Consider the following 26,869-nt stretch of genomic DNA (forward strand, 5'->3'; position numbering starts at 1 on the left):
GCGGGCCAGCGGTCTGGCGGGCCTCTCCTAGCGCGCCTCGCAGATGTCCTTGATCTCGGCGATGCACGGCTCGTTCTGCAGGCTGGTGGTGTCGCCCAGCGTGGTGCCCTCGAACAGCTGGGTCAGCAGGCGGCGCATGATCTTGCCCGAACGCGTCTTGGGCACGTCCGGCACGAAGACGATCTCGCGCGGCTTGGCGATCGGCCCGATCTGCTTGGAGACGTGCTCGCGCAGTTCGGCGGCCGCCGCGGCTTGCGTCTCCGCGGAGGCTCCGGAGATCAGCGACTTGTCCAGCGGCACCACGAACGCGGTCGCCGCGTGGCCGGTCTTGGCGTCGACCGTCGGGCAGACGCCGGCCTCGACGACGGCGGGGTGGGACACCAGCGCCGATTCGATCTCGATGGTGGACAGCCGGTGCCCGGAGATGTTGATGACGTCGTCCGTGCGGCCGAGGATCCAGATGTCGCCGTCGGCGTCGAAGCGGGCGCCGTCCCCGGCGAGGAACCAGCCCTGGGCGGCGTACTTCTCCCAGTAGGAGGTGAAGTAGCGCTCCGGGTTCCCCCAGACGGTCCGGGCCATCGACGGGCCCGTCTTGGTGACCACGATGTTGCCCTGCGTGTCCGCCGGCACGGCCGCGCCGGCGTCGTCCACGATGTCCACGGCGAGGCCGGGCAGGGGGCGCGAGACGCTGCCGCCCTTGAAGGAGGCATCCGTCGGGCGGGGGGAGAGGACGGTCGAACCGGTCTCCGACTGCCACCAGGTGTCGACCATGGGCACGCCGGCCGGGGTGTTGCGGCCCACCTGGGTGCGCAGCCACTTCCACGCCTCCGGGTTCACGGCCTCGCCGACCGTGCCGCACAGGCGGATCGAGGAGAGGTCGTACTCGGCCGGAATGCCCTCCGGGAACCAGCCCATGAGCGAACGCACCAGCGTCGGGGCCGTGTAATAGGCGGTCACGCCGTAGCGCTGGATGATCTCGAAGTGGCGGCCCGGGTGCGGGGCGTTCGGGACGCCCTCGTAGATGACCTGGGTGACGCCGTTGGAGAGCGGCCCGTAGATCTCGTAGGTGTGCGCGGTGACCCAGGCCAGGTCGGCGGTGCACCAGTGCACGTCGGCGTCGCGCTGGGCGGGGTCCGGGTTGGAGAAGAGGAACTCGTGGCTCCACGACGCCTGGGTGAGGTAGCCGCCGGTGGTGTGGACCAGGCCCTTGGGCTGGCCGGTGGTGCCGGAGGTGTACATGATGAACAGCGGGGTCTCGGCGTCGAACGCCTCGGACTCGTGGGTGCGCGGCTGGGTGTCGACGACGTCGTGCCACCACACGTCGCGGCCCTCGACCCAGTTGATGTCGGTGTGCCCGGTGCGGTTGAGGACCAGCACGTGTTCGATCGCGTTGTCGCCGGAGACGGCCTGGTCGGCATGCTCCTTGACCGGAACGGCCTGGCCGCGGCGGAACTGACCGTCGGTGGTGACCAGCAGCTTGGCGCCGGTGTCCTCGACGCGGAAGCGCAGCGCCTCGGCGGAGAAGCCGCCGAACACCAGCGAGTGGACGGCGCCGATGCGGGCGCAGGCCAGCGTGATCACGATGGTTTCCACCAGCACGGGCAGGTAGATGACAACGCGGTCGCCCTTGGTGATGCCCAGCTCCAGCAGCGCGTTGGCCGCCTGGGAGACCAGCTCCTGGAGCTCGCGGTAGGTGACGGTGCGGCGGTCGCCCGGCTCGCCCTCGAAGTGCAGGGCCACCTTGTCCCCGCGGCCGGCGGCCACGTGGCGGTCGGCGCAGTTCACGGCCGCGTTGAGCTTGCCGCCGTCGAACCAGCGGATCTCGGGTCCGCGCCGGGCGGCGGGGTCGACCGCCGTGGAGGTGTGCGCGGTGTGCCAGGGCTCGGCCCATTCCAGGCGGCGGGCGGCGTCCTCCCAGAACGCGATGCGTTCGGCCTCTGTCCAGGCCTTCTCGGCGGCCTCGGTGCGGGCGGGAGTGTCAACGAATGTCATGCTCAGCTCCATCGGTCCTGGCTGAAGCACCTGCGCGGGCATGGCCTGCGTGGTTGCTGCGGCGTCATGGAGCCAGATCTCTCGGCCGCTCGGGATGGTTTCACATCAACTAAAAGACATGGGGCGTGCCGCGGGCAAACCGGGGCGCCCGAAAACGCAACAATTGCGCCGGCGTTTCGCCAAGGGTTCCTGCTCCCGCTTTCCGTTTCGCCAAGGGTTGTTGCTGGGTTTTGGCCCCAAACCCAGCAACAACCCTTGGCGAAACGCAGGAGGGGGGGCGGTTGGCTTTGGTGAAACGCCGCGGGACGGCCCGCGGGGGTGAGCGGTTCCCGGGGCCGAGAAGGCAAACGAGTGAAATTTCTTGGCCACAATCGGGACTTCCGGCACCGATTCCCGCGCCGGAAGCCCCAAAGAAGGCTCCGCATAAAAGAAAATTCGATCCGCACGTGACGCGGTGTGACGCGGGGGGACTTGGCGTGACGTGGATCCGTGTGACAACAATGGTGCATAACCATCCAGAGCGGCCGAGAGATCTGGCTCCATGACGCCGCAGCAACCCCTTCCCGGCATCCGGGCGGAAGGTGCTCACGCCAGAACCGATGGAGTGTGATTCTCGTGTCCCTGTCGTCCGCCTCTGCCCGTGTCAATGGGATCCAAGTCAATGGAGCCCGCGCCAAGGCAACCCCGGCCCCTGCTGCCCCCACCCAGGCGATCCAGCCCAACGCGGTCCATGACGACGCCACCCGGTTTGCCAAGGACGCCTTCGACGCGGGAAGTTTCGATGCCACGGGCTTCGACGCCACCAGCTTCGACGCGGTGCACGTGGACGGGGGAGACCTGGGTGCCGCCGACCTCGACGCCGTGGACCTGGACGCCCACCGCGCCCCGCTTCCGCCCCGCCACCTGATCAAGATCACCCCCGGCGTGCCCGCGGACGGCGGCTACGACGAGCTCGCCGAGGTCTTCCGTCCCGTTTTTGCGCGCATCGCCGAGGGCGCGCGCGAGCGCGACGCCGGCCGCGTCCTGCCGTACGAGCCGGTCGCCTGGCTGAACCAGGTCCGCTTCGGCGCCGTGCGCGTGCCCGCCACGGACGGCGGCTACGGGGCCTCGCTCAGCGACACCTTCCGGCTGCTGATCGAGCTGGCCGAGGCGGATTCGCAGGTGGCCCACCTGCTGCGCTCCCACGTCGGCTTCGTCGAGTCCATCCTGCTGCTGGAGGACGGCGCGGAGCGCCGCCGCTGGTTCGACCGCTTCGTCTCCGGGCAGCTGGTCGGCAACGCCTACACGGAACGCGGCGGCAACGCGCTGGGCCGGCTGAACACGGTGCTGCGCGAGCGCGACGGCGGCTGGCTGGTCTCGGGGGAGAAGTACTACTGCACGGGGACGATCTTCGCGGACTGGGTGGCCGTGGCCGCGGAACTGCCCGGCGTGGCCGGCCGGCACATCGCCGTCGTGCCCACCCAGCACTCGGGGGTGCGGATCTTCGACGACTGGGACGGCTTCGGGCAGCAGCTGACCGGCACCGGCTCCACCACCTTCCGCGACGTGCCGGTGGACACCCTGCTGACCCCCTCCGACCTGGTGGTGCACCCGGAATCGGCGGTGTTCCAGCTGGTGCTGCTGGCCGTGCAGGCCGGGATTTCCCGCGCGGTGCTCGCCGACGCCCGCAACGCGGTCCAGCAGCGCACCCGCGCCTTCAGCACCGGCACCGGGGCGTCCCCGCGCCACGATCCGCAGGTGCTGCAGCTGGTGGGGGAGATCTCCGCGTCGGCGTTCACCGTGGACGCCGTGGTCCTGGCCGCGGTGGCGGAACTCGAGTCGGTGATCGCCGCCCCCGGACTGACCCCCGCCGAGCAGTACGCGGTCTGCGAACTGGCCGCGAACCGCGCGCAGGCGGCGGTGCAGCCGATCGTCCTGGCCGCGGCGACCAAACTCTTCGACGGACTCGGGGCCTCCTCGACCGCCCGCGGGTGCAACCTGGACCGGCACTGGCGCAACGCCCGCACGGTCGCCACCCACAACCCGGCCATGTACAAGGCCCGGATCGTCGGGGACTACGAGGTCAACGGGGCCGCCCCGCGCAAGTTCGACGCCGTCGGGGACGCCGCCCAGGCCTAGCGCGCGGGGACCCCTGGCCGCTCTCTTGCAGGGACCCTGCTGCCCCGCGCTTTGCGGGATGGCTCCTTGAATAAACGGAAGGCGACACGCCCGTACCGGGCCAATTGTTTCGCCATGAGTCGCCCGCGGGTTGAGGCGTCGAAGGAAGTGCGGTTCCATGGATGGAGTTGCCGGTCCGGTTTTCCGGCGGCACCCATCCAGAGCGGCCGAGAGACCTGGCTTGTCGACGTCGCAGCAACCACCCTTCGGGGACGGTGCTAATGCCAGAACCGATGGAGAATCCCCGATTCACCTGAGCCCCGGAAACACCGGACACGCGCACCCGCGTGCGCCCGACGGGCCGCAGGTGCGTGACGGTGCAGGCTCCACGGATTGCCCGCCACTTTCGGAAGGAACCACCGTGACAGGGAACAGCCCCGAGGTCCCGCAGCGCCGCCACGTCCGCTTCAACGCCTTCGACATGAACTGCGTGGGCCACCAGTCCCCGGGCCTCTGGCGCCATCCGCAGGACAAGTCCGCGGACTACAACACCATCGGCTACTGGACGCACCTGGCCAAGGTGCTGGAAAAGGGCCTCTTCGATGGTCTCTTCATCGCCGACGTGCTGGGCACCTACGACGTCTTCGGCGGCACCAACGAGGTTCCGCTCCGCACCGCCGCCCAGGTCCCGGTCAACGACCCGTTCATGCTGGTCTCCGCCATGGCGGCCGTCACCGAGCACCTTGGCTTCGGCGTCACCGCCGGCACCGCCTACGAGCACCCCTACCCGTTCTCCCGCCGGCTGGCCACGCTGGACCACCTGACCAACGGCCGCGTCGGCTGGAACGTCGTCACCGGCTACCTGCCCTCCGCCGCGCGCAACATGGGCCAGGAAGACCAGATGGAGCACGACGAGCGCTACAACCATGCCGACGAGTACCTGGAGGTCGTCTACAAGCTCCTCGAGGGCTCGTGGGAGGACGACGCCGTGGTCCGGGACGTGGAGTCCGGCGTCTTCACCGACCAGTCCAAGGTCCACGAGATCAACCACGAGGGCAAGTACTTCAAGGTCCCGGGCATCGCCATCACGGAGCCGAGCCCGCAGCGCACCCCGGTGATCTTCCAGGCCGGCGCCTCCCCGCGCGGCATGAAGTTCGCCGCCACGAACGCCGAGGCCGTCTTCGTCACCTGCCCCACCAAGGAGCTGCTGAAGGAGACCGTGGCCAGGATCCGCGACGCCGCGGAGGCCGCCGGCCGCGGCCGCTACGACATCCGCATCTACACGATGCAGACCGTGGTGACCGGTGCCGACAACGCCACCGCCCGGGCCAAGTTCGAGGAGTACAAGTCCTACGCGGACATCCAGGGCGCGCTGGCGCTGATCTCCGGCTGGATGGGCGTTGACCTGTCCACCTTCAACCCGGACGAGCCCATCGGCGACGTGAAGTCCAACGCCATCCAGTCCTCCGTCGCCACCTTCCAGAAGGCCTCCGGCGATGAGGGCAAGCCGTGGACCGTGCGCCAGCTAGCCGAGTGGGTCGGCGTCGGCGGCTTCGGCCCGATCACCGTCGGCTCGGCCGAAGAGGTGGCCCGCGAGCTCATCGACTGGGTCGAGGAGACCGACGTCGACGGCTTCAACCTGGCCTACGCGATCACCCCGGGCACCTTCGAGGACATCGTCGAGTTCATCGTCCCCGAACTGCAGAAGCTCGGCGCCTACCCGACCGAATACGTCGAGGGCACGCTGCGCCACAAGCTGTTCGGCAAGGGCGACAAGCTTCCCGAGGCCCACCGCGGTGCGGCCTTCCGCCTGCAGCCGGCCGTCACCGGGCAGTAGCGGAAAACCCACCGGTACGACGGCGGCACTGCACCTTCCGCGCGGAAGGTACAGTGCCGCCGTCGTACGTTTCCGGCCCGTATGGCACCGGTCCCAGGCGGTGCCGGGATCAGAGGCCGGCTTCGCCGTGGCCCGCGGAAGTGGCCCCGGCCAACTGCGCCTGCTCGGCGACGCCACACCATTCGGCGATGAACAGGGCGATCGACTTGGTCACCCGGCGCACGGATTCGAGCTCGACCCGCTCGTCGTAGCCGTGGATGGCCTCGGACACCGGCCCGTACACCAGCGCCGGGATGCCCGCGTAGAGCGCGAACACGCGGCCGTCGAGGTACCCGGGGGTGGTGAATGTCTGCAGTTCCTCGCCGAAGGCGGCCCGGTGGGACGTGCGCAGGACCTCCTCCGCGTCGCTTCCCTCCTCCAGCACGTAGCCCTCCGAGTAGAACCCGGTGCGGGTGGCCGCGGTGGAAATCGGGTTGCCCAACTCGTCTTGGTCGATCCGCCCGAGGCACTCCTGGATGTGGCCCCAGGCCTCGTCGGCGCCCATGCCCGGGTACAGGGCGATCCGCACGTCCAGCTCGCACCACGCCGGCACGCTGGAGGGCCAGTCCCCTCCCTGGATGCCGCCGAGGTTGAAGTTGATGGGGTGCTCCAGGTCCTCGAAGTACCGGTGGGAGGACTTCTCCGCGTTCCAGGCCCGCTCCAGCTCGCGCAGCCGTGCCATGACGGTGTGCGCCGCATCGATGGCGTTGAAGCCCTTGGTCATTTCCCGCGGGTGGGTGGGGTTGCCCCGGACGCGGACCTTGAACCAGATCACCCCGACATTGGCGCGGACCAGCATGTTCTCCTCCGGCTCCGGGATGATCACGGCATCGGCGGTGTAGCCGCGCTGCAGGGCCGCCAGCGACCCGTTGCCCGTGCATTCCTCCTCCACCACGGACTGGAAGTGGATCCTGCCCTGGGGGACCAGCCCCGCCGCGAGGACGGCGTCGAAGGCGAAGAGGTTGGCCGCGAGCCCGGCCTTCATGTCGCCGCTGCCGCGCCCGTAGAGCCAGCCGTCGACGATGGCCGCGTCCCACGGGGACCGGCTCCACTCCGCAAGGGGGCCCTCCGGGACCACGTCGACGTGGCCGTTGAGGATCAGCGAGCGCCCCTCTTCCCGCTCCAGGTCTTCGAGGGCCGGGGTGTAGGTTCCCACGACGTTGGTCATGTCCGTGTAGGGGACGGCGACCGCGCCGGCGCCGGGGTACGTGGCGAGGTCCGCGGGATCGAGCTCCCAGCGGTCCATCTCCAGCCGCCGGGCGGCCATCGCTTCGTAGAGGAAGTCCTGCGCCGAGGATTCCTGGTTGCGCAGGGACGGGTGGCGGACCAGGTCCTGGGTGAAGGCGAGTTGGGCGTCGAAGTTCGCGTCGACGGCGTCGAGGATCGCGCGGGCGTGACGGGGGTCCAGGGGCATGGTGTCTTTCCTTGGGGGTTTCCGGGCCGGAGTGGAGGTCGCGGGGCGCCCCGCGCTGTGTGAATCTCCACCGGGGACCAAGCGGGCGGGGCAGCTCGGATAGGCCGACGGCGGGGTGGATAGGTCGACGGCGGGCCAACCGGCCGCCGGGTCTCCGTCAATTTTCGAGGGTCCAGGACCGCCCCGGCAATCGATGAACGCAGCCGATGCGGGCCATAGGATGTGTGGATGCACAATCCGGACGCGATGAGCCGGCGCGTGGCGCTGCTCTGCCTGGCCGACCTGGACGCCATCTCGCAGCGGTACGTGGCCGAGGTTCGGCGCCTGCCGGGCTACCTCACCACGGTGGTCGGGGACGAGGAGCTGTACCGGACGGCCCGGCAGATGCTGGGCACGGTGTTCCGGCTGATCGCCGGAGAGTCGACCGCCGAGGAACTGGCGCGGGTGTCCGCGGAGGTGGGCAGGCGCCGTGCGACCCAAGGCGTGCCGCTGGATTCGCTCCTGCGCGCGGTCCGGATGGATTTCCGCTTCCTGTGGGAGGCGATGGGCGCCTACGTGGACGACGCGGACAGGGCGGAGTTCTCCGCCGAAGTGGTGGCCATCTGGGAAACCGTGGAGACACACACCGTCAACGTCCATGCCGGCTACATGGACGAGGTGGCCCGGACCAACCGCGAGGTGGAACTGGAGCGCGCCTTCCTCCTGCGGCACCTGCTGGCCGGCACCGGCGACGCCCGGCTTCGCGCCGAGGCCGCCGACGCGCTGGGACTGCGGATCGACGGGACCTTCGTGGTGGCCGCCGGGTGCCCCGACCACGCCCGGCGCTTCCGTGACCTGATGACCGAGCACCTGCCCGGCACGCCGCTGGACACCCTGGACGGCATCGAGTTCTGCATCATCGACGCCTCGGCCGGGCTCGATCCGAAGCTGGTGGCGGCGCTTGCGGCCATGCCCGCGGGCATCTCGCCGCCGGCCCGCGGAGTGGACCAGCTGCCGGCGATGTGGACCGTGGCCTGCGAGCTGGGACGGCTGGTCGAATCGGCGGCCGCGGCCGCGACCCTCGACCGCTCCTGGGACCGGCTGATGGCGCTCCGGCTGGGACCGGTGGCCGAATCCTTTGCCCGCGAACGGCTGGCCCCGCTCGAGGGCCTGGCCCGGCACGACCGGGAGAATCTCCTGGAAGCCGTGCGGGTGTTCGCCGGGAACGGGTCCGTCACCGACACCGCAGCCGCGCTTTACTGCCACCGCAACACCGTGCTGAACCGGTTGCGCCGCTTCACGCAGCTCACCGGCCTCGATCCCGCCGTGCCGCGGCAGGCGGCCCTGATCCAGTTGGCAGTCGCCGCCGATGCGCCGCCCGGCGCGGACTAGGTTGGCGAGGACTGGGTTGGCGCGGACCAGGTTGGCGCGGTTTAGGTCACGGGAGGATGGGGCATGAGGGCGGCGGCCAGGCCCACGACGTTGGCCAACACCGCAACGGCGAGCAGCACCCACCCAGCGGTGCGGATGGGGCGCGAGCGGTCCGGGGGCTCGTGGGTGAGCCAGACGTGCCAGTCCGGGTCCTGGTGGTAGATGGTGATCGTGCTGCCCGGGGGTGCGGCGTCGCCGGTGAGCAGGCCGGAGACCGCGGTCCCGTCCGGGGCGGTCCATACGGCGCAGGGCTGGCCTTCCAGGATGCGGACCTCCGCGGGGGAGGGGCGCCAGTGGCGGTAGTGCCGGCGCAGGATCCACGCCGTCACCAGCAGGGCGATTGCGGGCACGCCAGCGGCCCAGCCGACCATCTCCAGGGCCGGACCGATCGTCTCCAGCATCTCCCGCATCAAGGCTAAGTGTAGGCGGCGAGGGTCCCGCACCGAGCGAAGCGAGGTGTGGGAGCCGCCGAAACGGTAGGCGGCGAGGGTCCCGCACCGAGCGAAGCGAGGTGTGGGAGCCGCCGAAACGGTAGGCGGCGAGGGAGCCGCTCTCAATTTGCATGCCCGTGCGTCGTTTGCGGGCGACGCGTCGTCATGCACCCGACGCAACGGCATGCACGCCGCGCTATTTAGTGCGGGCCGAAGGAAAGCGCACTTTTGTGTCGGTTTAAGACTATTCATTTCACCGCGCGGCGCGATTGGTTTGCCCGATCGAAGGAAATGCGGTCATGATTGACGTCATGGAGGCCGCAGGGCCGACACATTTCGCAACACCTACCTGCAAGACCATCCAGAGCGGCTAAGAGACCTGGCTCAGTGACGCCGCAGCAACCGCCCTTCGGGGGACGGTGCTAATGCCAGGACCGATGGAGAAGCCCTCGCCGACGAGCCTTCCGGTCCGATTCACCGCGCCGTTGCGCGCTTTTTCGGGCGGCGGGCACGGCAGCCTCTTCCTCGGGACGACCTGAGGAGGCCACATGATCAGCATCCGGGACGTCTCGACGGTCTTCACGACCGCGGGACAGAACTTCACGGCCGTGGACGCCGTGTCCCTGGAGATCCCGCGCGGGTCCATCCAGGGCATCATCGGGTTCTCCGGTGCCGGCAAGTCCACGCTGCTGCGCAACATCAACCTGCTTGAGCGTCCCACCTCCGGCAGCGTCGTCGTCGACGGCACCGACCTCACCGCGCTCGGCGACGAGGAACTGCGCCGCGAGCGCCACCAGATCGGCATGATCTTCCAGCACTTCAACCTGCTGAACAACCGCACGGCCCTGCAGAACGTGGAGCTGAGCCTGAAGTTCGCCGGCGTGGGCAAGAAGGACCGCCGCCGCCGTGCGCAGGAGGCCCTGGAGATCGTGGACCTCGCCGACAAGGCCTCGTCCTACCCGGGCCGGCTCTCCGGCGGGCAGAAGCAGCGCGTCGCGATCGCCCGCGCGCTGGCGACCGAGCCGAAGGTGCTGCTCTGCGACGAGCCGACCTCCGCCGTCGACCCGCGCACCACCGCCTCGGTGCTCCAGTACCTCTCCGACATCAACGCCCAGCTGGGCATCACCACGGTGATCGTCACCCACGAGATGAACGTCATCAAGGCCATCGCGGACAACGTGGCCGTGATGGAGGACGGCGCCCTCGTGGAGCAGTTCGACCTCGCCGAACTGGAGCGCCCCGGCTTCAGCCCGGCCACCCAGATCGGCCGCTACCTGATCAGCGACGAAATCGCCCTCGAACGCCGCCAGCGCGTCCAGCCGAAGGAGACCTCCCTTGTCTAACGTGTCCGTCGCGGCCGCCCTCCCCGCCAACGGCGCCACCGCCTTCGACCTGAACCGCGTCGTCGAACTGCTGCCGGAGATCGCCGTGGCGATGGGGCAGACCTTTGCCATGCTGCTGGTCGCCATCCCGCTGGCCGTGCTGGTCGGCACCCCGTTGGGCATCTGGCTCTACTCCATGTCCCCGGTGGGGCTCAAGCCGCGCCCGAAGCTGCACAAGGTCGTGGACGGGCTGGTGAACACCATGCGTTCGTTCCCGTTCCTGATCCTGCTGATCGCGATCATCCCGATCACCCGCTTCATCGTCGGCACCACCATCGGCACGGCCGCGGTGATCGTGCCGCTGACCATCAACGCCATCCCGTACTTCGCCCGCTTCGTCGAGCAGAACCTCACCCAGCTCGGCGGCGGCGTCGTCGAGGCGGCCCGCGCGATGGGAGCCACCCGCGGCCAGATCGTGCGCGACGTGCTGCTGGTCGAGGCCAAGCCCGCGCTGGTCGGATCGATCACCATCATGACCGTCAGCTTCATCAGCTACTCCGCCATGGCGGGCCTGGTGGGCGGCGGCGGCATCGGCGACTTCGCCATCCGCTACGGGTACTACCGCTACGAGACCGGCGTGATGTTCCTGGCGATCATCCTGATGATCGTGCTGGTCCAGGCCGTCCAAATCGGCGGCACCCGGCTGGCCCGCCGCTTCGACAAGCGCCGCTAAGCGCGGGGCAGCCGGGTCCCCTGCGCGGCACGACGCCGGCGCCCGCTGGCGCGCCCCGCCCCACCTTCCGCACCACCTTCGTCCTAGGAGCACCATGCCCACCACCGCGACCGGCCGTCCGCGCCTGCTGCTCAGCGCGTTCCTGATGAACACCACCAGCCACATCCTCGGTGGCCAGTGGCGCCATCCGGAGGCCCAGCAGCACCGCTTCAACGAGCTCTCGCTGTGGACGGACCTGGCCCGCCAGCTCGAGGACGCCAAGTTCGACGCCATGTTCTTCGCCGACGTCGTGGGCCTCTACGGCGACCACGACGGCGGGTGGGCCTCCCACGTGCGCCGCGGCCTGCAGGTGCCGGCGAACGATCCGCTGGTGCTGGCCTCCGCGCTGGCCGGGGCCACCCGGGACATCGGCATCGCGGTCACCAGCTCCGTCGTCCAGTCCGATCCCTTCCAGCTGGCCCGCCAGCTGTCCACGCTGGACCACCTCACCGGCGGCCGCGTGGCCTGGAACATCGTCACCTCCGTGCTGGAGAACGCCCACCGCAACTTCGGCGGCAACGGGCTGACCGCCCACGACGACCGCTACGACTGGGCGGATGAGTACGTGGAGGCCGCCTACAAACTGTGGGAGGGCTCCTGGGAGGACGGCGCGCTGCTGCAGGACAAGATCCGCGGCATCCACGCCGACCCGGCCCTGGTCAACAAGATCAACCACCGCGGCACGCGGTACTCGATCGACGGCCCGCACCTGGTGGCCCCCAGCCCCCAGCGCACCCCGTTCCTCTTCCAGGCCGGCTCCTCCGGGCGCGGGCGCGCCTTCGCCGCCGCCAACGCCGAGGCCACCTTCCTCTTCGCCCCCAACCCGGAGCATGTGGCCAAGAACGTCGCCGCCGTCCGCCGGCTCGCCGTCGAGGCCGGCCGCGGGGAGCGCGACGTCGCCGTGTTCGCCGGGCTGTCCTTCGTGATCGGCTCCACCGAGGCGGAGGTCGCCCGCAAGCAGGCCGAGTACGACGAGTACCTGGACCTGGACGCGATCGTCGCCCACATCGGCGGCGGCTTCGGGATCGACCTCGGCGGCCTGCCGCTGGACACCCCGCTGGGCGACGTGCGCACCGAGGGCGGGCAGGGCGTGCTGGCCGCGGTCCGCGACTCCGTGCCCGGGGGCAACCCCACCATCGGCGACCTGGCCCGCTACCGTGCCAAGAGCATGCAGGTCGCCGGGACCCCGGAGCAGATCGCGGACACGTTGGAACGCTGGCAGGACGCCGGCGTGGACGGCATCAACATCATCAACCAGATCATCCCCGGCTCCTTCACGGACTTCATCGAGGGGGTGCTTCCCGAGCTGCGCCGCCGCGGGCTCGCCCAGACCGAGTACGCCCCGGGCACGCTGCGCGAAAAGGTCTTCGGCCGCGGCCCGCTGCTGGAACCCACCCACCCGGCCGCCCGCTTCCGCGGGGCCTTCGGCGCCAATTCGGCCGCCGCCACCAACCGGTCCGCCACCGGCGTGCCGGCGGGAGCGGGACAGTGACCGCCAGCCTCCTGACCCGCCACGGGGCGCCCGTCCCCAGCGACCGCGAGCGGGAACTCTTCGAGGCCGCGGAGGCGCTGGGCAAGGCGCTGGCCGCCGACGTGCGCGAACGCGACGCCGCCAACCGGCCCCCGGTCGCCGAGGCCCAGGCCCTGCGCGATTCCGGGCTGCTGCCGCTGACCGTGCCCGCGCGCTTCGGCGGCGAGGGCATCTCCTGGAGCACCGCCTTCGAGATCGTCCAGCGCATCGGTCGGCAGGACAACTCCACCGCCCAGCTGCTCGGGTACCACTACATCTTCCAGGCCTTCCCGTATCTGGACCTGGACGACGACGCCGCGGCCCGCCTCGCGGAGCAGACCCTCGCCGGCGGCTGGCTCTTCTCCTCCACCGGCACCCCGCAGGGCCAGCAGGTGCAGGCCCGCCGGGTCGAGGGCGGCTACGTCATCAACGGCAGGAAGCCGTTCGCCACCGGTTCCTACGTTGCCGACCGCATCTACGGCCGCGCGATCCTCACCCGCGAGGACGGCACCTCCACCCGGCTCGCGCTGCTGATCGACACCGCCTGGGAGGGTGTGGTCCGCCACGACGACTGGGACGTGCTCGGCTCCCGGCTCACCGCCACCAACACGATCGAGTTCCGCGACGTGTTCGTCCCGGACGCCGCCGTCGTCGCCGACCTCGGCGCCTCCGACGAGGCCCGCGCCCCGCACCAGGTGCTCGCCACCCCGGCCTTCCAGTTGCTGTTCTCCACGGCCTACCTGGCCGCCGCGGAAGGGGCGGTGCTCGCGGCCCGCGACTACACGCGCTCCACCTCCCGCCCCTGGTACCACGCCGAGGGCCTGGAGAGCGCGGCCGAGGACCCGTTCATCCTCAACCACTACGGCAGCTTCGTGGCCCACCTGACCGGGCTGTCCGCCGTCGTGCGCGAGGCCGCGCAGGCACTGGACTGGGCCTGGGGCCAGGGCGCGGCCCTGACCGCGGCCGAGCGCGCCGGGGTCGCCGAGCAGGTCGCCGCCGCCAAGGTCCTCGCCCACGAGGTCGCCCTGGACGTCACGGCGAAGGTCTACGACGCGATGGGTGCCCGCGCGGCCGGCACCGGCTACGGCTTCGACCGCCACTGGCGGGACGTGCGCACCCACACCCTGCACGACCCGGTCGCCTACAAGTACAACGAGCTCGGCCGCTTCTTCCTCAACGGCACCGAGCCGATCCCCTCCGCCTACCGCTAAGGACCGCCTTGACCGTCATTGACACCACCGAACCCGGCAGCGCCGCCGGCACCGCCGCCGACGCGGAGGAAACCGGCTACGCGGAACTGGCCGCGCGCTTCGCCCCCGTCTTCGCGCGCATCGCCGAGGGGGCGTTGGGCCGGGACCTGGCCCGCGAACTGCCGTTCGAGGCGGTCCGCTGGCTGAACGAGGAGCGCTTCGGTGCCCTGCGCGTGCCCGTGAGCCACGGCGGCTTCGGCGCGTCCCTCGAGACCCTGGTGCGCCTGCTGGTGGACCTGGCCGCCGCCGACCCGAACGTGGCCCACCTCTACCGCTCCCACATCGGGTTCGTGGAGGCGCTGCGCTGGGAATCGGCGCAGGTCCAGGAACGCTGGTACGGGCGGGCCGCGGCCGGGGAGACCGTCGGCAACGCCTCCACCGAGAAGGGCGGGAACGCGCTGGGCTCCGTGGCGACGCGGCTGGTCCTTGACGACGACGGGTACCGGCTCGACGGCGAGAAGTTCTACTCCACCGGCACGATCTTCGCCGAATGGACCATGGTGACGGCGGGCCTGGACTCGGGGGAGGACCGCCACTTCGCGATCGTGCGCACCGGGCAGCCGGGCGTGGAGATCCTGGACGACTGGGACGGGTTCGGGCAGAAGCTCACCGGCACCGGAACCACCCGTTTCCACGGGGCCCGGGTCGAGGCGGGCGACGTGTTCCCGCGCCGGCTGGAGGCCACGCACCAGAGCGCCGTCTTCCAGTTGGTGCTGCTCTCCGTGCTCGCCGGCATCGCCCGGGCGTCCCGCGACGAGGCAGCCTCGATCGTGCGCAGCCGCACCAGAACCTTCAACACCGGATCCGGCGCACTGTTCCGCGAGGACCCGCTGATCCTGCAGATCGTCGGAAAGATCGGGGCCAAGGCGTTCGCGGCGGAGGCCGCCGTCGTTGCCGCCGCCCGGGAGATCGATGCGGCGCTTCAGGAACGGGACTTCGTCCGAGCGAACGTCGCGGTGGACAACGCCCAGGTCGTGGTGCCCGAACTGGCCCTGGCCGCGGCGCAGCAGCTGTTCGAGGCCACCGGGGCGTCCTCGGTGTCCACCGCCAAGGGCCTGGACCGGCACTGGCGCAACGCGCAGACCGTCGCCACCCACAACCCGGCGGCCTTCAAGGCCCGGCAGCTGGGCGACCACCTGGTCAACGGGGTTGCCCCGGTGGGACTGAACGCGATCGGCGAGGCCCGCCGGACGGACTGACCCGGTGGCGGATCCGCCCCGCACCGTTTTTCACCCCCGACCAACCTGCTTCCCACATCTCTGCCTGACCCAAAAGGAGACACACCATGGAACGCCGTTCCTTCCTCACCGGGGCCCTGGGCCTCGGCGCCCTCGCCGGCCTTGGCACCCTCACCGGCTGCGGCCTGACCGGCGGCGCTTCGGCGGGCGGTGACAAGACCATCAAGCTGATCGTCACCGAGTCCGCCCCGTACCAGGAGCCCACCAAGATCGCCCAGAAGATCCTCGAGGGCCAGGGGTGGACGGTCGACGCGAAGTACGTCACCGACATCGTGCAGCCGAACATCGCCGTCGCCAACGGCGAGTTCGACGCCAACTACTTCCAGCACGGCGCCTACCTGGAGCAGTTCAAGGCCGACAACAACCTGGAACTGGAACCGGCGTTCTACATGTACGGCTCCCCGGGCGGCATCTACTCCACCAAGCACAAGAGCATCGGGGACCTGCCGGAGGGCGCGAAGATCGCCCTGCCGGTGGACCCGGCCAACAACGGCCGCGCCTTGGCGCTGCTGGCCAAGCACGGCGAACTGAAGATCACCGAAGGCAAGAGCGTCATCCACGTGTCCCAGAAGGACATCCTGGAGAACCCGAAGAACTTCAGCTTCGTCGAGGTGGACCAGCAGTCCCTGTCCAAGACCCTGCCGGACGTGGACGCGGGCTTCCTCTTCGTGCGCCTGGGCGCTGAACTGGACATGACCCCGGAGGACGCGCTGCTGTTCGAGGAGGACGCCGACTCCCTGCCGTACATCTGCATCGTCGCCGCGAAGCCGGGCTTCGTCGAGACGGAGAAGGGCAAGGCGCTCAAGGCGGCCTACCAGTCCGACGAGGTCAAGGCGTGGTTCGCCAGCTACCTCGGCGGCGTGCTGCCCACCCCGTGGGACCGCGACCCGATCGCCGACGTCGCCACCTGGAACGTCTGATTCCGGCCAGCTGATGGCGGGGGCGGCATCCCCGCCCCGGCTGCCGCAGTTTCGCGGCCGGGCCCGTCACGGGCCCGGCCGCGGAGCCGTATCCCCGCACTCTCATCCGCACCACGCATGTGAGGAACAAACCACGGGCCCGGGCTGGGTCGGCGCGGCCGGGGCGGCTACCGTGGGGGCATGTCCACGGAACCGACGCCCCAGGCCACGCCGCCGCGCCACACCAACGACCCCGCCGTCGTCCGCCGGCTGCTGGACACCCCGGGGCGGTGGGCCGTCGTCGGACTGTCCAGCAACCCGCGGCGGGCCGCGGTGGGCGTCTCCCGGTTCCTGATGGACCGGCTCGGCATGGAGATCATCCCGGTCTCGCTGAAGGGCGATGACGTCCACGGCCGCACCGGCTACCGGAAGCTGGACGAGATCCCGGGGCCGGTGGACGTCGTGGACTGCTTCGTGAACTCGACCAAGGTGGGGCCGGTGGTGGACCAGGCGATCGAGATCGGTGCGAAGGCCGTCTGGCTGCAGCTGGGCGTGATCGACGAGGCCGCCGCCGCCCGCGCCAAGGCCGCCGGACTGGACGTCGTGATGAACACCTGCCCCGTGATGGAAGTCCGGTCCTAGGATGCGTTGCTAAACCCTATGGGGCTTGTTTTTGGTGGGCTGGTGGCCAGTTGGGAGCGGTTTTCCCGCTCGGCACCTTAAACGGCCGTATAAAAGGGCCGGCAGGCCGCGGTGAATGCGATGAAATAAAGGGCGGGCCCGGCGGCTGTTTTGCTGCCGGGCCCGCCCTTTTGGGTGTTCCGTGTCAGGAAACCGCCACCGGTTCAGCAATTTCCATGGCCGGTTCGAGGGTGGGAACCTTGGTCGGAGTTGAGTCGGCGGCCTCGAAGCGTCGGCCCCAACCGAAGATGATGGAAGCGATCATGACGAGTGTGAGCGTCAGGGGATAAAGGGTTCCGGCGAAGAGGGCGCCGGCGGAGATTTCCGGAATGTCGTATCCGCCGATCAGCGTGGCACCGACGAAGAGGAAGGCGCTGAGGAACGGGACGATGCAGCTCAGGCCCATGGCGAAGCAGTCCATGATGTTGGACCGGCGGTAGGGGTGCAGGCCCACGCGGGCACCGATCTCGTCGGCGACCGGGCCGAAGGTGATCATGGAGGCGGAGTTGACTCCACCGAAGAGCACGGTGAAGGCGCTGATGCCCAGGGCGATGGACGCTTCGGCGCCCGCCGGAGTGTTGCCCAGCCGGCCGCGGATCAGCGCGGAGGCGACCTTCGTGAGGACGCCGGCTTCCACCAGGACGCCCATGATGCCGAAGACTCCGATGACGAGGGCGACGGTTCCGAGGATTCCCTGAATGCCGGTGACCAGGTAGCCGCCGGGTGCACCCTCGGTGACATTGAGGACGTCGGGCCAGCCGATGAGGCCGGTGGCCAGGGCCGTGGCGGTGCCGAGGACAAGGCCGACGGTGATGGCCTTGAAGATGTCCCGGGTGATGATGGCTGCTGCGAGCATGACGGCGACGGGGATCAGCATCCAGAGCCCTGCGGGGTTGGAGTTTTCGGCGAGGATGTCGGTGGTTGCCCCGGTCGGGCTTCCACCCAGGATTGCGAAGAGGACGACGCTCACGCCGGCCGCCGCCAGTGCGTAGCGCAGCCGGGACTTGACCACACCTCCGATGTCGGCGGTTGCATCCTTGTGGCGGAAGCGCTGGGTGGAAGCGGAGATGATGGTGGTATCGGAGACCGGGGCAAGGTTATCGCCGAAGATCGCGCCGGAGAGGATGGCTCCGGCGAGCATGGCGGGATCGGATCCGAGGGTCAGGCCGGCGGCGAAGAAAATCGGAAAGGCGGTGAACATGGTTCCGATTGAGGATCCGGTCGACATGGAGACCGCGCAGACGGCGATGAACGTGAAGACCGTGAATGCCGCCCCGCCGACGCCGAGGGCATCAGCGAGCCAGACGAAACCGCCTGAGAGCTGTGAGACCTTGATGAGCTCCGAGTACATGCCGATCACGAACAGGATGGCGACGATGGTCATCGAGGCCGGGCTCGCGAAACCCCGTAGGGCCGCGTCCCAAAAACCCTTGTAATCCCGGGCGAACAGTGCTCCGGCAAGGAGGCCGAGGAATGCCCCCATGGCCAGGGCCGTCATGTCGAATGCCTTGAACACGACGAAGTAGGCCACGCAGGTGGCGAGGAAGACGAGAAGCGGGACGAAGCTAACGACCCACCCTCCCCGGAAGCGCAGGACTTGGGAAACGCTAGAATGCTCGGTCATGGCAATCCTTCAAGAAGAGGACAATGTCAGAAAATGCGGTTTGATCGGGGCTACATAATGCTGGAGCCGATAAGATCACTTATGTAGTGTCAGTGCAATGATTTCGATAAAATTTAATGAGGCTGAAATTTTGGCAGGCTTCAGGTGAGGATGGATGGTGCTTCCAGAGAAACTTCGTGCCCTGCGCAAGGAGCGGGGCATGACCCTGAAGGATGTCGCGGACGCGGCGTCCGTGACGCCCGGGCTGATCAGCCAGATCGAGCGAGGGAAGACCGATCCGAGTCTGGCGACGGTCCGCAGGATCGCGGCGGCCTTCGGTGCCGACCTGGCCACGCTTTTCGCCGAGTCCTCGCCCGCTTCTGTTCATGTCAGCCGGCCGGGTAGCAGGCCCGGCCTGGCCACGGCCGAAAGCCATCTGGTTTATGAGCGGCTCACTCCGGGCCGTTCGGATTTGGAGGTCCTGCTCGGACGCCTTGAGCCCGGAGAGGCGACGTCGCCCGAGGGCTGGTCGCATGCGTCAACGGAGTGCACGTTCGTGATCGAGGGCGACATCGCGGTGTACGTCGAAGATGAGCGGTATGCGGTTGGGACGGGGGAGAGTATTACCTTCGATGCGGCGGTGCGGCACCGCTATGTCAATGAGGGCTCGGTTCCGTGCCGTTTCCTGGTATCCGTGACTCCGCCCTTTCCCTAGGCCCGCTCGAGCCCTGTCCGTAGGGCACCGACTCAGGCGGTTGCGGCGATTGCCTCGATCTCGACGAGTGCTTCTTTCGGAAGGCCCGCTGCCTGGAACGTCGAGCGTGCCGGCGGGATGCCGCTGCCGAAATGCCGGGCATAGACCGCGTTGACCGCCTCGAAATCGGCAAGGTCGGCCAGCAGCACCGTCGTTTTCACCACGTCGGTCAGGCCGAGGCCAGCCGCTTCGAGGACGGTCTTGATGTTGGCAATCGACCGTTCGGCCTGTTCGGCGGCGCCGCCGGGCACGAAGGCGCCCGTGGCGGGATCGATGGGTAGTTGTCCCGAGACGAAGACCAGGTTCCCGGCTGCCACGGCCTGGGAATAGGGGCCGATGGCGGCGGGAGCCGTCGGGCTGGTAATTGCCCGCGCTGTGGTGAGGGTATTCGACATGATCTCTCCAGTTGGTTCGGTTGAGGGGTCTATGCGGGCAGCAGCTGGCTGTCCCGGGAAAGCAGCTGCAGGGCGCCGGCAATGCGGGAGTAGGCGTCCACGGCGCGGGTTTCATCCATGAAGCACCCGTGGACGATCCGCAGGTGCCCGGCTCCTTCGGCGCCGTACGGCTCGCCTTCGTTGACCAGCACGCGGGCGGTCCGGAGAATGTGCGCGGATACCTCGGTTGCCGTTCCCAGCGCCCGGATATCCAGCCAGGAAAGAATGCCGCTTTCAGGCATTTGCATCCTCACCCCGGGAACCGCGGAGAACGCCGCGTGGGCCAGCCGTCTCCGCCTGTCCAGAATGTCGAAATAGGCCGGCAGGATCGTCTCATCCTTCAAGGCGGCGGCCGCCCCGATCTGGGACAAGGTGCTGGTGGCGCCCAGGACGTTGACCGCGCCCCCGTACAAGACATCCATGATCCGGTCGTCGGCGACCAGGTAGCCAACGCGGAATCCGCTCAGGCCCAGTCCCTTGGAAACCGAGAAGACGGTAACGGTGCGCTCCCACATGCCCGGAAGGGTCGCGGGGCTGACCATTTCGATATTGTCGAACACATGGTCCTCGAAGGCCTGGTCGCAGACGAGGATGAGGTCATGGGCGACGACGAACCGGGCAAGGGCTTCGAGCGTGTCGCGCCGGAAGACGGTGCCTGTCGGGTTGTTGGGGTGCGAGATCAGGACCATTTTCGTCCGAGGGGTCAGCGCCGCTTCAAGGGCCGCGGGGTCGAGCTGATAGCCGTCCTCGGCGCGCAGCGGCACCGAGACCGGAACGGCCCCCAGCAGCCGGCAGTTCGCAAAATTCGACGGGTAGCTCGGATCGGGGACCAGTACCTCGTCCCCCTGCTCAAGAAACGGCATCATGGCATACAGCAACCCGGAATCGGAGCCAGGGGTGACCAGAATGTTCCGTGACGGGTCCGCGGTGATTCCGTTGCGCGTCCCGAGCTTGCCGGCGATCACGCCCCGCAGATCGGCGCTGCCGATGGGCATCGTGTAGTGCGACGGCAGGCCGGACGCGACCGCCTCCGCCATCACCGTCTGAACGCTCGCAGGGATCGACGGATCCGGGAAAAACGGGTCGGCCCAGGCCATCACATCGACGCCCGCCTTGATGAGCTCACCCGCTCCTTCCCCCACGTCGGCCTTGGAGACGGATGAAAAGAGCCCGCCCTCAAGCGGACTGAAGCGGGGGGTCATGAGACGGCGCATGCGGGTACTTCCTTAGCTTGCGAAATGAATTGGGTGCCAGAAGTCGGCCGTTGGCGGCTGATCGGCGAGGCTGGTCTCACCCTAGATCCAGTTTTACTAGCGTTGCAAGAGTTTTAGTGATACTAATTTTTTTGCTGGCCACTACCGATGCCCCGGCTCGGCAGCAGTGACAGAAGCAGCAGGTCCCGGTCCGTCCGGCCCGGGAAAATCTGATGGAGGAGACAGAATGGCAACCCCGCAGAACCAGGAAATCGTACTCGGTGCCCTGCCCAAGGGCATTACCCTCGCCAGCGAAGCCGCGGGCAATAAGACATGGAACGTGCTGGGCCACACCTACCTGGCCAAGGTGGAAAGCGCCACCAGCTTTGCCTGGCTCTCCCTGGATCCCGCCGGCACCGGCGTGCCCCCGCACGTGCACCCCACCCAGGACGAGCACATCTACATCATGGAAGGCATCTACACGCTGTACCTGGACGGTGAATGGGAGACCGCGGGCCCCGGCGACACCGTCCGGATGCCCAAGAATCTGCCGCACGCCTACTACAACCGCGGTGAAACGCCTGGCAAGGCCCTGTTCTGGGTCAGCCCGGCCGGGCGCCTTTCGCAGCTGTTCGACCAACTGCACAATCTGGAGGATCCGGAGGAAGTGGTCCGTCGTTCGGCCCTGCACGACGTCGACTTCCTTCCCCCGGGCTCCGTTCCCGGCGCCTGACCGCCGCCCCAAGACCCAGGATCCAGGACCCCGGTCCGCCGGCAGGCGGGCACCCGCGGTGAAAACCTCCGCAGTACAGGGTGCCCGCCTGAGTGAAGGAACAATCATGCCCGCAGAAGAAGCACCACCGGGACTGCTGCGCTACGGACCGCACCCGGCCCAGACCGTCGAATACCAAGATGCGTGCAGCGGGCCCGCCAGAGGCCTGGCCGTGCTGGTCCACGGCGGCTACTGGCGCGCACGGCACACAGCCTCCCTCATGGTTCCGCTGGCCCGGGACCTGGTTGCCCACGGCTGGGCCGCAGCGAACATCGAATACCGCAGCAACGGAAACGGCGGCGGCTGGCCGGGCACCTTTGAGGATACCGAGGCCGCCATCGACGCCATCCGCCGCAGTGATTGGGGGCGCCGGCAGGCCGGGCCCGTCGTCGGCATCGGCCACTCGGTCGGCGGACAGCTGGTACTCCTGAATGCCGCGCGGCTGGATGCCGCCGTCGCTTTGGCGCCGGTCACCGACATCGAAAGGACCTACCAGGAACGCCTCGGCGAGGACGCGGCCGCCGAATTCTTCGGTGCCGGACCGGACCGCCGCCCGGACGACTATGCCGCAGCGTCACCGATCCGGCGGCTGCCGCTGGACATTCCCGCTCTCATTGTCCACGGTGCCACGGACGCCCGGGTCCCACTGCGGCATTCGGAGGCCTACGTCTCCCAAGCACGCCGCGCAGGGGATCATCCGGATTTCCACTGCCTGAATGAGTTGGACCACCTGGCTGCGATCGACCCGTCGGCCCCGCACTGGAACGACGTCCGGAGCTGGTTGGACAGCACTGCCGCTCAGTCCATCCTGTCGTAGCGGGAGCGCAGCACCAGGTAGCCGCCATAGCACAGCAGGCCCACGCCGATCACCGCCAGCAGCGGTGGGCCGTACGGGTGGTCGCCCAGGGACTTCAGCGCCCCGTCCAGGCCGGTGGACTCCTCCGGATCGTGCTGGAGGGTCGCAACGATGAACAGCAGGCCCAGCAATCCCAGCGCCACGCCCTTGGCGATGTACCCGACCATGCCGAGGATCCGCACGGCCCGGCGGGCCGTGCGGCCGGAGGGCAGGGCCAGTTCGTCCTCGAACTTGTGGAGGATGCCCCGGTAGGCGAAGAACAGGCCCGCTGCGAGGATGACCGCGCCGAGGAGCAGCAGCAGGAAAGTGCCGCCCGGCGTGGACATCAGCTGGGCGCTGAACCGGCTGGTGTTCTCGGAGCTGTCCGGGCTGCTGCCCGCGGCAAAGAGGACGAAGAGCCCGCTGACGGCAAGGAACGTGACGCCCAGGCCGAGGTTCTTGAGGATCGGTTTCCACCGCTTCAGGCCGGACTTCGTGGTCGGCTTGTTCCGCTTCAGGGTCCGCAGGCCCCCCTTGTCGAAGACGGCGGAGACCAGGTGCCACAGTCCCAGCAGGAGACAGGCGGCGAAGCCGGCCCACAACAGCACCGCGCCGAACGGCTGCTGGGAGATTTTCTCCAGCGCACCGGTCTGGTCCGCGGATGCCTTCTCGCCCAGCGCCAGCTGGAAGGCCAGGACGCCGAGCATCCCGTGCAGGATGCCGTTGGCGACGTACCCGGCCCGGGCCCCGCGCTCGAACCACGGATTGTCGGTGCTGCGCTCAACGGCGTCGGCCGCCTTCCCGCCGGCCTCGGAGGCCGCATCCATGGCCTTGCGCGCCGTCCGTTTGGCGCTGTCCTTCGAAGGCTCGCCCGAAGCGCCGTGCTGTGGTCCCACCATGCCTACAGCATAGGATTTGCGCGTGGACTACCAACAGGTGCGCGCCTTCTGCATGGAGCAGCCCGGGGCCTTCGAGGACTTCCCCTTCGGCCCGGACAGCGCCGTGTACAAGGTGCGCGCCCGGGCCGGCCGCAGCGCCAAGATGTTCGCGCTGCTGTGGCCGGAAGGGGACACACGGGTCCGCATCAACCTCAAGTGCGATCCCGTCCTGGCCGAGCAGCTGCGCGCGGCCCATCCGGAGATCACCCCCGGCTACCACATGAGCAAGAAGCACTGGAACACCGTGGACTGCTCCGGAACCCTTGACGAGCGCACGCTGCGCGACCTGGTGGAGGACTCCTACGACCTCGTGGTGGCGTCGCTGCCGCGGGCCGACCGCGAAGCACTGCACTGGGCCGGGTTGGCGGGAGGCTCCGCGGACGCGGATCCGTCCGGCGCCGATCCCGGCCCCGCCGAAAGGAGTCCCCAGTGAACCAGGAAGACCTCGACGACCTCTGGGATTTCGCCGACCCGGCCGCCAGCGAGCAAAGGTTCCGGGACGAGTCCGCGGCCTCCACCGGCGCCGACCGGGCCGTGCTGCTCACCCAGGTGGCCCGCGCGCTGGGCCTGCAGGGACGCTACGAGGACGCCGTCGGGCTGCTGGAGGACATCGAGGACGCCCTGACCCTGCCCGGCTTCACCCAGGACGAGCGCACCGAACTGCGGGTGCGCATCGCCCTCGAGCACGGGCGGGTGCTGAACGCGGCCGGGAAGCCGGCCCTCGCCGTCGTGCAGCTCGCCCGCGCCGCGGGCCTGGCCGCCGGGGCTCGGCTGGACTTCCTGGCCACGGACGCGCTGCACATGCTCGCCATCGCCGACCCGGTGCGGGCCGGGGAGTGGACCCGCCGCGGCCTGGCCACCGCGCTCGCCTCCCCGGACCCGCGGACCCAGCGCTGGGCCGTGGCGCTGCACGCCAACCTGGGGTGGGGCCTATACGAGGCCGGCGAGCACGCGGATGCGCTCGAGGCCTTCGGCGCGGCCCTGCGGGAGGCCCGCAGGGTCGGCACCCCGGACCAGGTCCGCTGGTGCGAGGACGGCGTGGCCGCCGCCGAGGAGGCCCTGCGCGCGGGGGCCGACGGCTGATTCGGGGCCCGCTAGGGTGGAGGAATGATCTTGATCGTCGTTAAGTTCCGCACCAAGCCCGAATTCACCGACACCTTCATGGAGCGGGTGCGCCCCTTCACCGAGGCCACCCGCGCCGAGGAGGGCAACCTCTGGTTCGAATGGTCGCGCAGCGTCGAGGACCCGGCCGAGTTCGTGCTGGTCGAGGCGTTCCGGGACGACGCCGCCGAGGCCCACGTGGGCAGCGAGCATTTCGCGGCCGGGCTGGAGGCCATGCGCCCGGCCCTGGCCGAGACCCCGCTGATCGTCAGCCGCTCCGTCGAGGGCGAGGGCTGGGACCGCATGGGAGAACTGCGGATCGAGGGCTGAGCCCTACTGCTGCCTCCACTTGACGCTGAAGCTGCCGTACCCGGGGCTGTACTTGCAGGTTCCGTCCACCCCGGGGTCCAGGTTCTTCGCCCCCAGGATGTCCAGCGTGCACTTGTAGTCGTCGGCGACGCGGACGGTGGCGCCCTTGCGGGAATCCCACGCCCGGTTCCAGCGGGCCAGCTGGTAGACCTGCACCACGGTGTCGCAGTCGATGTTCTTGGTGGTGAAGACGAAGCTGGCGCCCTCGCAGGTGGTCTTCTTGGCCTCCTTCGGGTGGTACTCCAGCGACTGGAACATCGCCACCAGGTCCGCGTACTCCTGCGTGTACACGTAGGCCTTCGCCGCCTCCAGCGCCTCCTCCGGATGCGCGGCGCTGCGGATGGACTTGTCCAGCGCCAGCTCGCCCTGGAACTGCAGCGGCCCGGCCAGCAGCGGGTAGCCCTTGTTCCCGTGCAGGCCCTTGCCGCCGGCGGTCAGGCCGTAGATCGGGTGGCTCTTGGCGTTCGGGTGCGTGGTGAGGTCGAAGACCACCTGGGCCTTGTCCGAATCCACCAGCAGCGGCACGTCCGGCGTCGGCACCGAGTCGATGCGCTGGATCGCCGCCCCGGGCAGCGCCTCCGGCAGGTCGTCCCCGGGGTTCTGCTGCAGGGTGGCGATCAGCCTCCCCTCCGCGTTGCGCACCTCGTGGGCGGGGCTGCCCGTGGCGGAGAACCCCGGTTCGGAGGGCACCACCTCCATGGTCCAGTCCGATCGGATGCGGAAGGCCATGTCCCCGGAATCGGTGATGACGGTCTTCCATTCACTGTCCGCGGCGGGGCTGGCCCGCACCGGCGCGGGCTCCGGGGGCGGGGCCTCGGTAGGGAACGCCTTGGGGAAGAACTGCTGCAGGGAGCAGGAGGACAAGAACAGCGCCGCAGCCAGGGCCCCGGCCACGGCCGCCACCCTCCTGGAACCTTGGGAAAGAGCCACCATGGGGCCACCATAATCAAGGGTCCGCCGGACGCAAGGGGGCGCCGCCGAATCGTTGCAGGACCTACGCTTAACCCATGGACCTCCTCGCTCCGCTGCGGACCCGCCTGCGCATCACCTTCGCCGGCCAGGCGGAGGGCGTGCCCGCCTGGGAGGACGCCCTGGAGCACGGCGACGACGCCGGGTACTTCGCCCCGGATTCCGCCGTCTGGACGGTCCACGGCGGCATGACTCCGATCGCCGCCGGCATCCGGGCCCTGCTGGTCCAGGCCCTGCACCCCGGGGCGCTCGCCGGGGTCGCCGAGCACTCCGACTACCGCACGGACCCGCTGGCGCGGCTGGCCGGCACCATCCGCTGGATCTTCACCGTCACCTACGGGGACACGGTGGCGGCGCGGGCCGCCTGCGACTACGTCCGCAGCCGCCACCGTTCCGTGACCGGCACCTACACCGACGCCTCCGGCGCCGAACGCCCCTACTCCGCCAACGACCCCGTCCTGGCCGAGTGGGTCCACCTGGCCTTTATGGACGCCTTCCTGCGCTCCTACGAGATCTTCCGCGGGCCGGTCCCGCAAGGCGCGGACGAGTACGTGTCCGAATGGGCGGTGGCCGGGGAACTGATGGGCGTGGCGGACCCGCCCCGCACCGAGGCGGCCCTGCGCGCCCGGCTCCAGGCGTACGACGACGGCGGCCTCCTCTGCGGCGGAGAGCGCGTCGAGGAGGTGGTGCGGTTCCTGAAGGCGCCGCCGCTGGATCCGCTGCTGCTGCCCGGGTATAAGGTGCTGTTCGCCGCCGTCGTGGACACGCTGCCGGAGCGCTACCGGGAACTGCTGGGGCTGGAGCGCCCCCGGCTGGGACCGGTCCCGCTGCCCACCAGGCTCGCCGGAAAGATCGCCCTCGGGGCGGTCGGGGCCACCCTGCAGAAGGTCGGTCCCAGCGAGCTGGCCGCCCGCCGGCGGCTGACCCGGCTCGGTGTCCTGCCCCCCAGCGAGCGCTCGGCTGGCTAGCGCCCGACGTCCCGTTGCCTCCCGTTCCGTATTGCGGAAGG

General features: G+C 69.4%; 25 protein-coding genes and 4 riboswitches. Of the genes, 17 read left to right on the top strand and 8 right to left on the bottom strand.

Annotated features, from left to right (window positions below; genetic code table 11):
* Positions 1-27: 27 nt before the first annotated feature.
* Positions 28-1,992: an acetate--CoA ligase gene (acs, locus tag ABD912_RS02195; protein WP_345148127.1), complete on the bottom strand. Its 1,965-nt coding sequence runs from the start codon at positions 1,990-1,992 to the stop codon at positions 28-30.
* A 5-nt stretch (positions 1,993-1,997) separates the two neighbouring features.
* A riboswitch (SAM riboswitch) is annotated at positions 1,998-2,093 on the bottom strand.
* 407 nt (positions 2,094-2,500) lie between these two features.
* A riboswitch (SAM riboswitch) is annotated at positions 2,501-2,598 on the top strand.
* Positions 2,599-2,607: 9 nt separating this feature from the next.
* Here acs and ABD912_RS02200 point away from each other — a divergent pair.
* Together ABD912_RS02200 and ABD912_RS02205 are read left to right on the top strand one after the other, a co-directional pair.
* Positions 2,608-4,110 (top strand): acyl-CoA dehydrogenase family protein, encoded by a 1,503-nt coding sequence (locus ABD912_RS02200; RefSeq protein WP_345148130.1) that lies wholly within the window; start codon positions 2,608-2,610, stop codon positions 4,108-4,110.
* 190 nt (positions 4,111-4,300) lie between these two features.
* Positions 4,301-4,389: riboswitch (SAM riboswitch) on the top strand.
* Between the two features lie 121 nt (positions 4,390-4,510).
* Positions 4,511-5,926, top strand: a complete 1,416-nt coding sequence (locus ABD912_RS02205) for an LLM class flavin-dependent oxidoreductase (RefSeq protein ID WP_345148132.1) — start codon at positions 4,511-4,513, stop codon at positions 5,924-5,926.
* A 109-nt stretch (positions 5,927-6,035) separates the two neighbouring features.
* Here the strand turns inward: ABD912_RS02205 and ABD912_RS02210 are convergent, their stop codons facing one another.
* Positions 6,036-7,379, bottom strand: a complete 1,344-nt coding sequence (locus ABD912_RS02210) for an ArgE/DapE family deacylase (protein WP_345148133.1) — start codon at positions 7,377-7,379, stop codon at positions 6,036-6,038.
* Between the two features lie 228 nt (positions 7,380-7,607).
* Here ABD912_RS02210 and ABD912_RS02215 point away from each other — a divergent pair, with 228 nt between their 5' ends.
* Positions 7,608-8,750: a PucR family transcriptional regulator gene (locus ABD912_RS02215; RefSeq protein ID WP_345148135.1), complete on the top strand. Its 1,143-nt coding sequence runs from the start codon at positions 7,608-7,610 to the stop codon at positions 8,748-8,750.
* Positions 8,751-8,791: 41 nt separating this feature from the next.
* On the opposite strand, the gene ABD912_RS02220 is transcribed toward ABD912_RS02215, so the two are convergent.
* Positions 8,792-9,199: a hypothetical protein gene (locus ABD912_RS02220; RefSeq protein WP_345148137.1), complete on the bottom strand. Its 408-nt coding sequence runs from the start codon at positions 9,197-9,199 to the stop codon at positions 8,792-8,794.
* A gap of 375 nt (positions 9,200-9,574) precedes the next feature.
* Positions 9,575-9,664: riboswitch (SAM riboswitch) on the top strand.
* Positions 9,665-9,768: 104 nt separating this feature from the next.
* Here ABD912_RS02220 and ABD912_RS02225 point away from each other — a divergent pair.
* From ABD912_RS02225 to ABD912_RS02255, 7 genes are all read left to right on the top strand, one after another.
* The gene (locus ABD912_RS02225) at positions 9,769-10,563 is read left to right on the top strand and encodes a methionine ABC transporter ATP-binding protein (RefSeq protein ID WP_345148139.1); all 795 of its coding nucleotides are present in this window, start codon (positions 9,769-9,771) and stop codon (positions 10,561-10,563) included.
* 1 nt (position 10,564) lies between these two features.
* Positions 10,565-11,275 (top strand): methionine ABC transporter permease, encoded by a 711-nt coding sequence (locus ABD912_RS02230; protein WP_345148244.1) that lies wholly within the window; start codon positions 10,565-10,567, stop codon positions 11,273-11,275.
* A 94-nt stretch (positions 11,276-11,369) separates the two neighbouring features.
* On the top strand, positions 11,370-12,806 hold the full coding sequence (locus ABD912_RS02235; RefSeq protein ID WP_345148141.1) for an NtaA/DmoA family FMN-dependent monooxygenase: 1,437 nt from the start codon (positions 11,370-11,372) through the stop codon (positions 12,804-12,806).
* Positions 12,803-14,035 carry an acyl-CoA dehydrogenase family protein gene (locus ABD912_RS02240; protein ID WP_345148143.1) on the top strand — a complete coding sequence of 411 codons (1,233 nt, stop codon included), beginning with the start codon at positions 12,803-12,805 and terminating at the stop codon, positions 14,033-14,035. Before ABD912_RS02235 ends, ABD912_RS02240 begins: the two co-directional genes overlap by 4 nt.
* An 8-nt stretch (positions 14,036-14,043) precedes the next feature.
* The gene (locus tag ABD912_RS02245; protein WP_345148145.1) at positions 14,044-15,273 is read left to right on the top strand and encodes an acyl-CoA dehydrogenase family protein; all 1,230 of its coding nucleotides are present in this window, start codon (positions 14,044-14,046) and stop codon (positions 15,271-15,273) included.
* Positions 15,274-15,359: 86 nt separating this feature from the next.
* On the top strand, positions 15,360-16,232 hold the full coding sequence (locus tag ABD912_RS02250; protein WP_345148146.1) for a MetQ/NlpA family ABC transporter substrate-binding protein: 873 nt from the start codon (positions 15,360-15,362) through the stop codon (positions 16,230-16,232).
* A 180-nt stretch (positions 16,233-16,412) separates the two neighbouring features.
* Complete coding sequence (locus ABD912_RS02255; protein ID WP_345148147.1) at positions 16,413-16,853, top strand: CoA-binding protein; 441 nt, start codon at positions 16,413-16,415, stop codon at positions 16,851-16,853.
* A gap of 184 nt (positions 16,854-17,037) precedes the next feature.
* Here ABD912_RS02255 and ABD912_RS02260 read toward each other — a convergent pair whose 3' ends face one another.
* A complete protein-coding gene (locus ABD912_RS02260) occupies positions 17,038-18,516 on the bottom strand; it encodes a Na+/H+ antiporter NhaC family protein (protein WP_345148148.1) in 1,479 nt (492 codons plus the stop codon).
* Between the two features lie 154 nt (positions 18,517-18,670).
* Between ABD912_RS02260 and ABD912_RS02265 the strand changes: the two genes are divergently transcribed.
* Positions 18,671-19,210 carry a helix-turn-helix domain-containing protein gene (locus tag ABD912_RS02265; protein WP_345148149.1) on the top strand — a complete coding sequence of 180 codons (540 nt, stop codon included), beginning with the start codon at positions 18,671-18,673 and terminating at the stop codon, positions 19,208-19,210.
* A 32-nt stretch (positions 19,211-19,242) separates the two neighbouring features.
* On the opposite strand, the gene ABD912_RS02270 is transcribed toward ABD912_RS02265, so the two are convergent.
* Together ABD912_RS02270 and ABD912_RS02275 are read right to left on the bottom strand one after the other, a co-directional pair.
* Entirely contained in the window at positions 19,243-19,644 is a 402-nt protein-coding gene (locus ABD912_RS02270; protein ID WP_345148150.1) for a RidA family protein, read from the bottom strand.
* A gap of 29 nt (positions 19,645-19,673) precedes the next feature.
* On the bottom strand, positions 19,674-20,897 hold the full coding sequence (locus ABD912_RS02275; protein WP_345148151.1) for a pyridoxal phosphate-dependent aminotransferase: 1,224 nt from the start codon (positions 20,895-20,897) through the stop codon (positions 19,674-19,676).
* A 226-nt stretch (positions 20,898-21,123) separates the two neighbouring features.
* Between ABD912_RS02275 and ABD912_RS02280 the strand changes: the two genes are divergently transcribed.
* On the top strand, positions 21,124-21,609 hold the full coding sequence (locus ABD912_RS02280) for a cupin domain-containing protein (RefSeq protein ID WP_345148152.1): 486 nt from the start codon (positions 21,124-21,126) through the stop codon (positions 21,607-21,609).
* Positions 21,610-21,715: 106 nt separating this feature from the next.
* On the top strand, positions 21,716-22,465 hold the full coding sequence (locus ABD912_RS02285; protein WP_345148153.1) for an alpha/beta hydrolase family protein: 750 nt from the start codon (positions 21,716-21,718) through the stop codon (positions 22,463-22,465).
* Here the strand turns inward: ABD912_RS02285 and ABD912_RS02290 are convergent.
* A complete protein-coding gene (locus tag ABD912_RS02290; protein WP_345148154.1) occupies positions 22,447-23,382 on the bottom strand; it encodes a DUF1206 domain-containing protein in 936 nt (311 codons plus the stop codon). The two genes, ABD912_RS02285 and ABD912_RS02290, sit on opposite strands and share 19 nt — an antisense overlap.
* Before the next feature lie 22 nt (positions 23,383-23,404).
* On the opposite strand from ABD912_RS02290, the gene ABD912_RS02295 reads away from it, so the two are divergent.
* From ABD912_RS02295 to ABD912_RS02305, 3 genes are read left to right on the top strand one after another with little or no spacing between them, the layout of a single operon-like run.
* Positions 23,405-23,854, top strand: coding sequence for an MmcQ/YjbR family DNA-binding protein (locus tag ABD912_RS02295; RefSeq protein WP_345148156.1), 450 nt, complete (start codon positions 23,405-23,407; stop codon positions 23,852-23,854).
* Positions 23,851-24,504 (top strand): hypothetical protein, encoded by a 654-nt coding sequence (locus ABD912_RS02300; RefSeq protein WP_345148157.1) that lies wholly within the window; start codon positions 23,851-23,853, stop codon positions 24,502-24,504. Before ABD912_RS02295 ends, ABD912_RS02300 begins: the two co-directional genes overlap by 4 nt.
* 24 nt (positions 24,505-24,528) lie before the next feature.
* A complete protein-coding gene (locus tag ABD912_RS02305) occupies positions 24,529-24,852 on the top strand; it encodes a putative quinol monooxygenase (protein ID WP_345148159.1) in 324 nt (107 codons plus the stop codon).
* Between the two features lie 3 nt (positions 24,853-24,855).
* Here the strand turns inward: ABD912_RS02305 and ABD912_RS02310 are convergent, their stop codons facing one another.
* Entirely contained in the window at positions 24,856-25,824 is a 969-nt protein-coding gene (locus tag ABD912_RS02310) for a hypothetical protein (protein ID WP_345148160.1), read from the bottom strand.
* 74 nt (positions 25,825-25,898) lie between these two features.
* Between ABD912_RS02310 and ABD912_RS02315 the strand changes: the two genes are divergently transcribed.
* Positions 25,899-26,828 (top strand): oxygenase MpaB family protein, encoded by a 930-nt coding sequence (locus ABD912_RS02315; RefSeq protein ID WP_345148162.1) that lies wholly within the window; start codon positions 25,899-25,901, stop codon positions 26,826-26,828.
* Positions 26,829-26,869: the final 41 nt, after the last annotated feature.

It is taken from the genome of Arthrobacter ginkgonis (assembly GCF_039540195.1).
Classification (GTDB): Bacteria; Actinomycetota; Actinomycetes; order Actinomycetales; family Micrococcaceae; genus Zafaria; species Zafaria ginkgonis.

Excerpts from the sequence above, each read along its gene's own strand:
- ABD912_RS02250 (WP_345148146.1), top strand. The coding sequence starts at position 15,360 with ATGGAACGCCGTTCCTTCCTCACCGGGGCCCTGGGCCTCGGCGCCCTC.
- ABD912_RS02285 (WP_345148153.1), top strand. The coding sequence starts at position 21,716 with ATGCCCGCAGAAGAAGCACCACCGGGACTGCTGCGCTACGGACCGCAC.
- ABD912_RS02225 (WP_345148139.1), top strand. The coding sequence starts at position 9,769 with ATGATCAGCATCCGGGACGTCTCGACGGTCTTCACGACCGCGGGACAG.
- ABD912_RS02255 (WP_345148147.1), top strand. The coding sequence starts at position 16,413 with ATGTCCACGGAACCGACGCCCCAGGCCACGCCGCCGCGCCACACCAAC.
- ABD912_RS02290 (WP_345148154.1), bottom strand. The coding sequence starts at position 23,382 with ATGGTGGGACCACAGCACGGCGCTTCGGGCGAGCCTTCGAAGGACAGC.
- ABD912_RS02270 (WP_345148150.1), bottom strand. The coding sequence starts at position 19,644 with ATGTCGAATACCCTCACCACAGCGCGGGCAATTACCAGCCCGACGGCT.
- ABD912_RS02315 (WP_345148162.1), top strand. The coding sequence starts at position 25,899 with ATGGACCTCCTCGCTCCGCTGCGGACCCGCCTGCGCATCACCTTCGCC.
- acs (WP_345148127.1), bottom strand. The coding sequence starts at position 1,992 with ATGACATTCGTTGACACTCCCGCCCGCACCGAGGCCGCCGAGAAGGCC.
- ABD912_RS02280 (WP_345148152.1), top strand. The coding sequence starts at position 21,124 with ATGGCAACCCCGCAGAACCAGGAAATCGTACTCGGTGCCCTGCCCAAG.
- ABD912_RS02215 (WP_345148135.1), top strand. The coding sequence starts at position 7,608 with ATGCACAATCCGGACGCGATGAGCCGGCGCGTGGCGCTGCTCTGCCTG.
- ABD912_RS02260 (WP_345148148.1), bottom strand. The coding sequence starts at position 18,516 with ATGACCGAGCATTCTAGCGTTTCCCAAGTCCTGCGCTTCCGGGGAGGG.
- ABD912_RS02265 (WP_345148149.1), top strand. The coding sequence starts at position 18,671 with ATGGTGCTTCCAGAGAAACTTCGTGCCCTGCGCAAGGAGCGGGGCATG.
- ABD912_RS02235 (WP_345148141.1), top strand. The coding sequence starts at position 11,370 with ATGCCCACCACCGCGACCGGCCGTCCGCGCCTGCTGCTCAGCGCGTTC.
- ABD912_RS02310 (WP_345148160.1), bottom strand. The coding sequence starts at position 25,824 with ATGGTGGCTCTTTCCCAAGGTTCCAGGAGGGTGGCGGCCGTGGCCGGG.
- ABD912_RS02275 (WP_345148151.1), bottom strand. The coding sequence starts at position 20,897 with ATGCGCCGTCTCATGACCCCCCGCTTCAGTCCGCTTGAGGGCGGGCTC.
- ABD912_RS02210 (WP_345148133.1), bottom strand. The coding sequence starts at position 7,379 with ATGCCCCTGGACCCCCGTCACGCCCGCGCGATCCTCGACGCCGTCGAC.
- ABD912_RS02305 (WP_345148159.1), top strand. The coding sequence starts at position 24,529 with ATGATCTTGATCGTCGTTAAGTTCCGCACCAAGCCCGAATTCACCGAC.
- ABD912_RS02220 (WP_345148137.1), bottom strand. The coding sequence starts at position 9,199 with ATGCGGGAGATGCTGGAGACGATCGGTCCGGCCCTGGAGATGGTCGGC.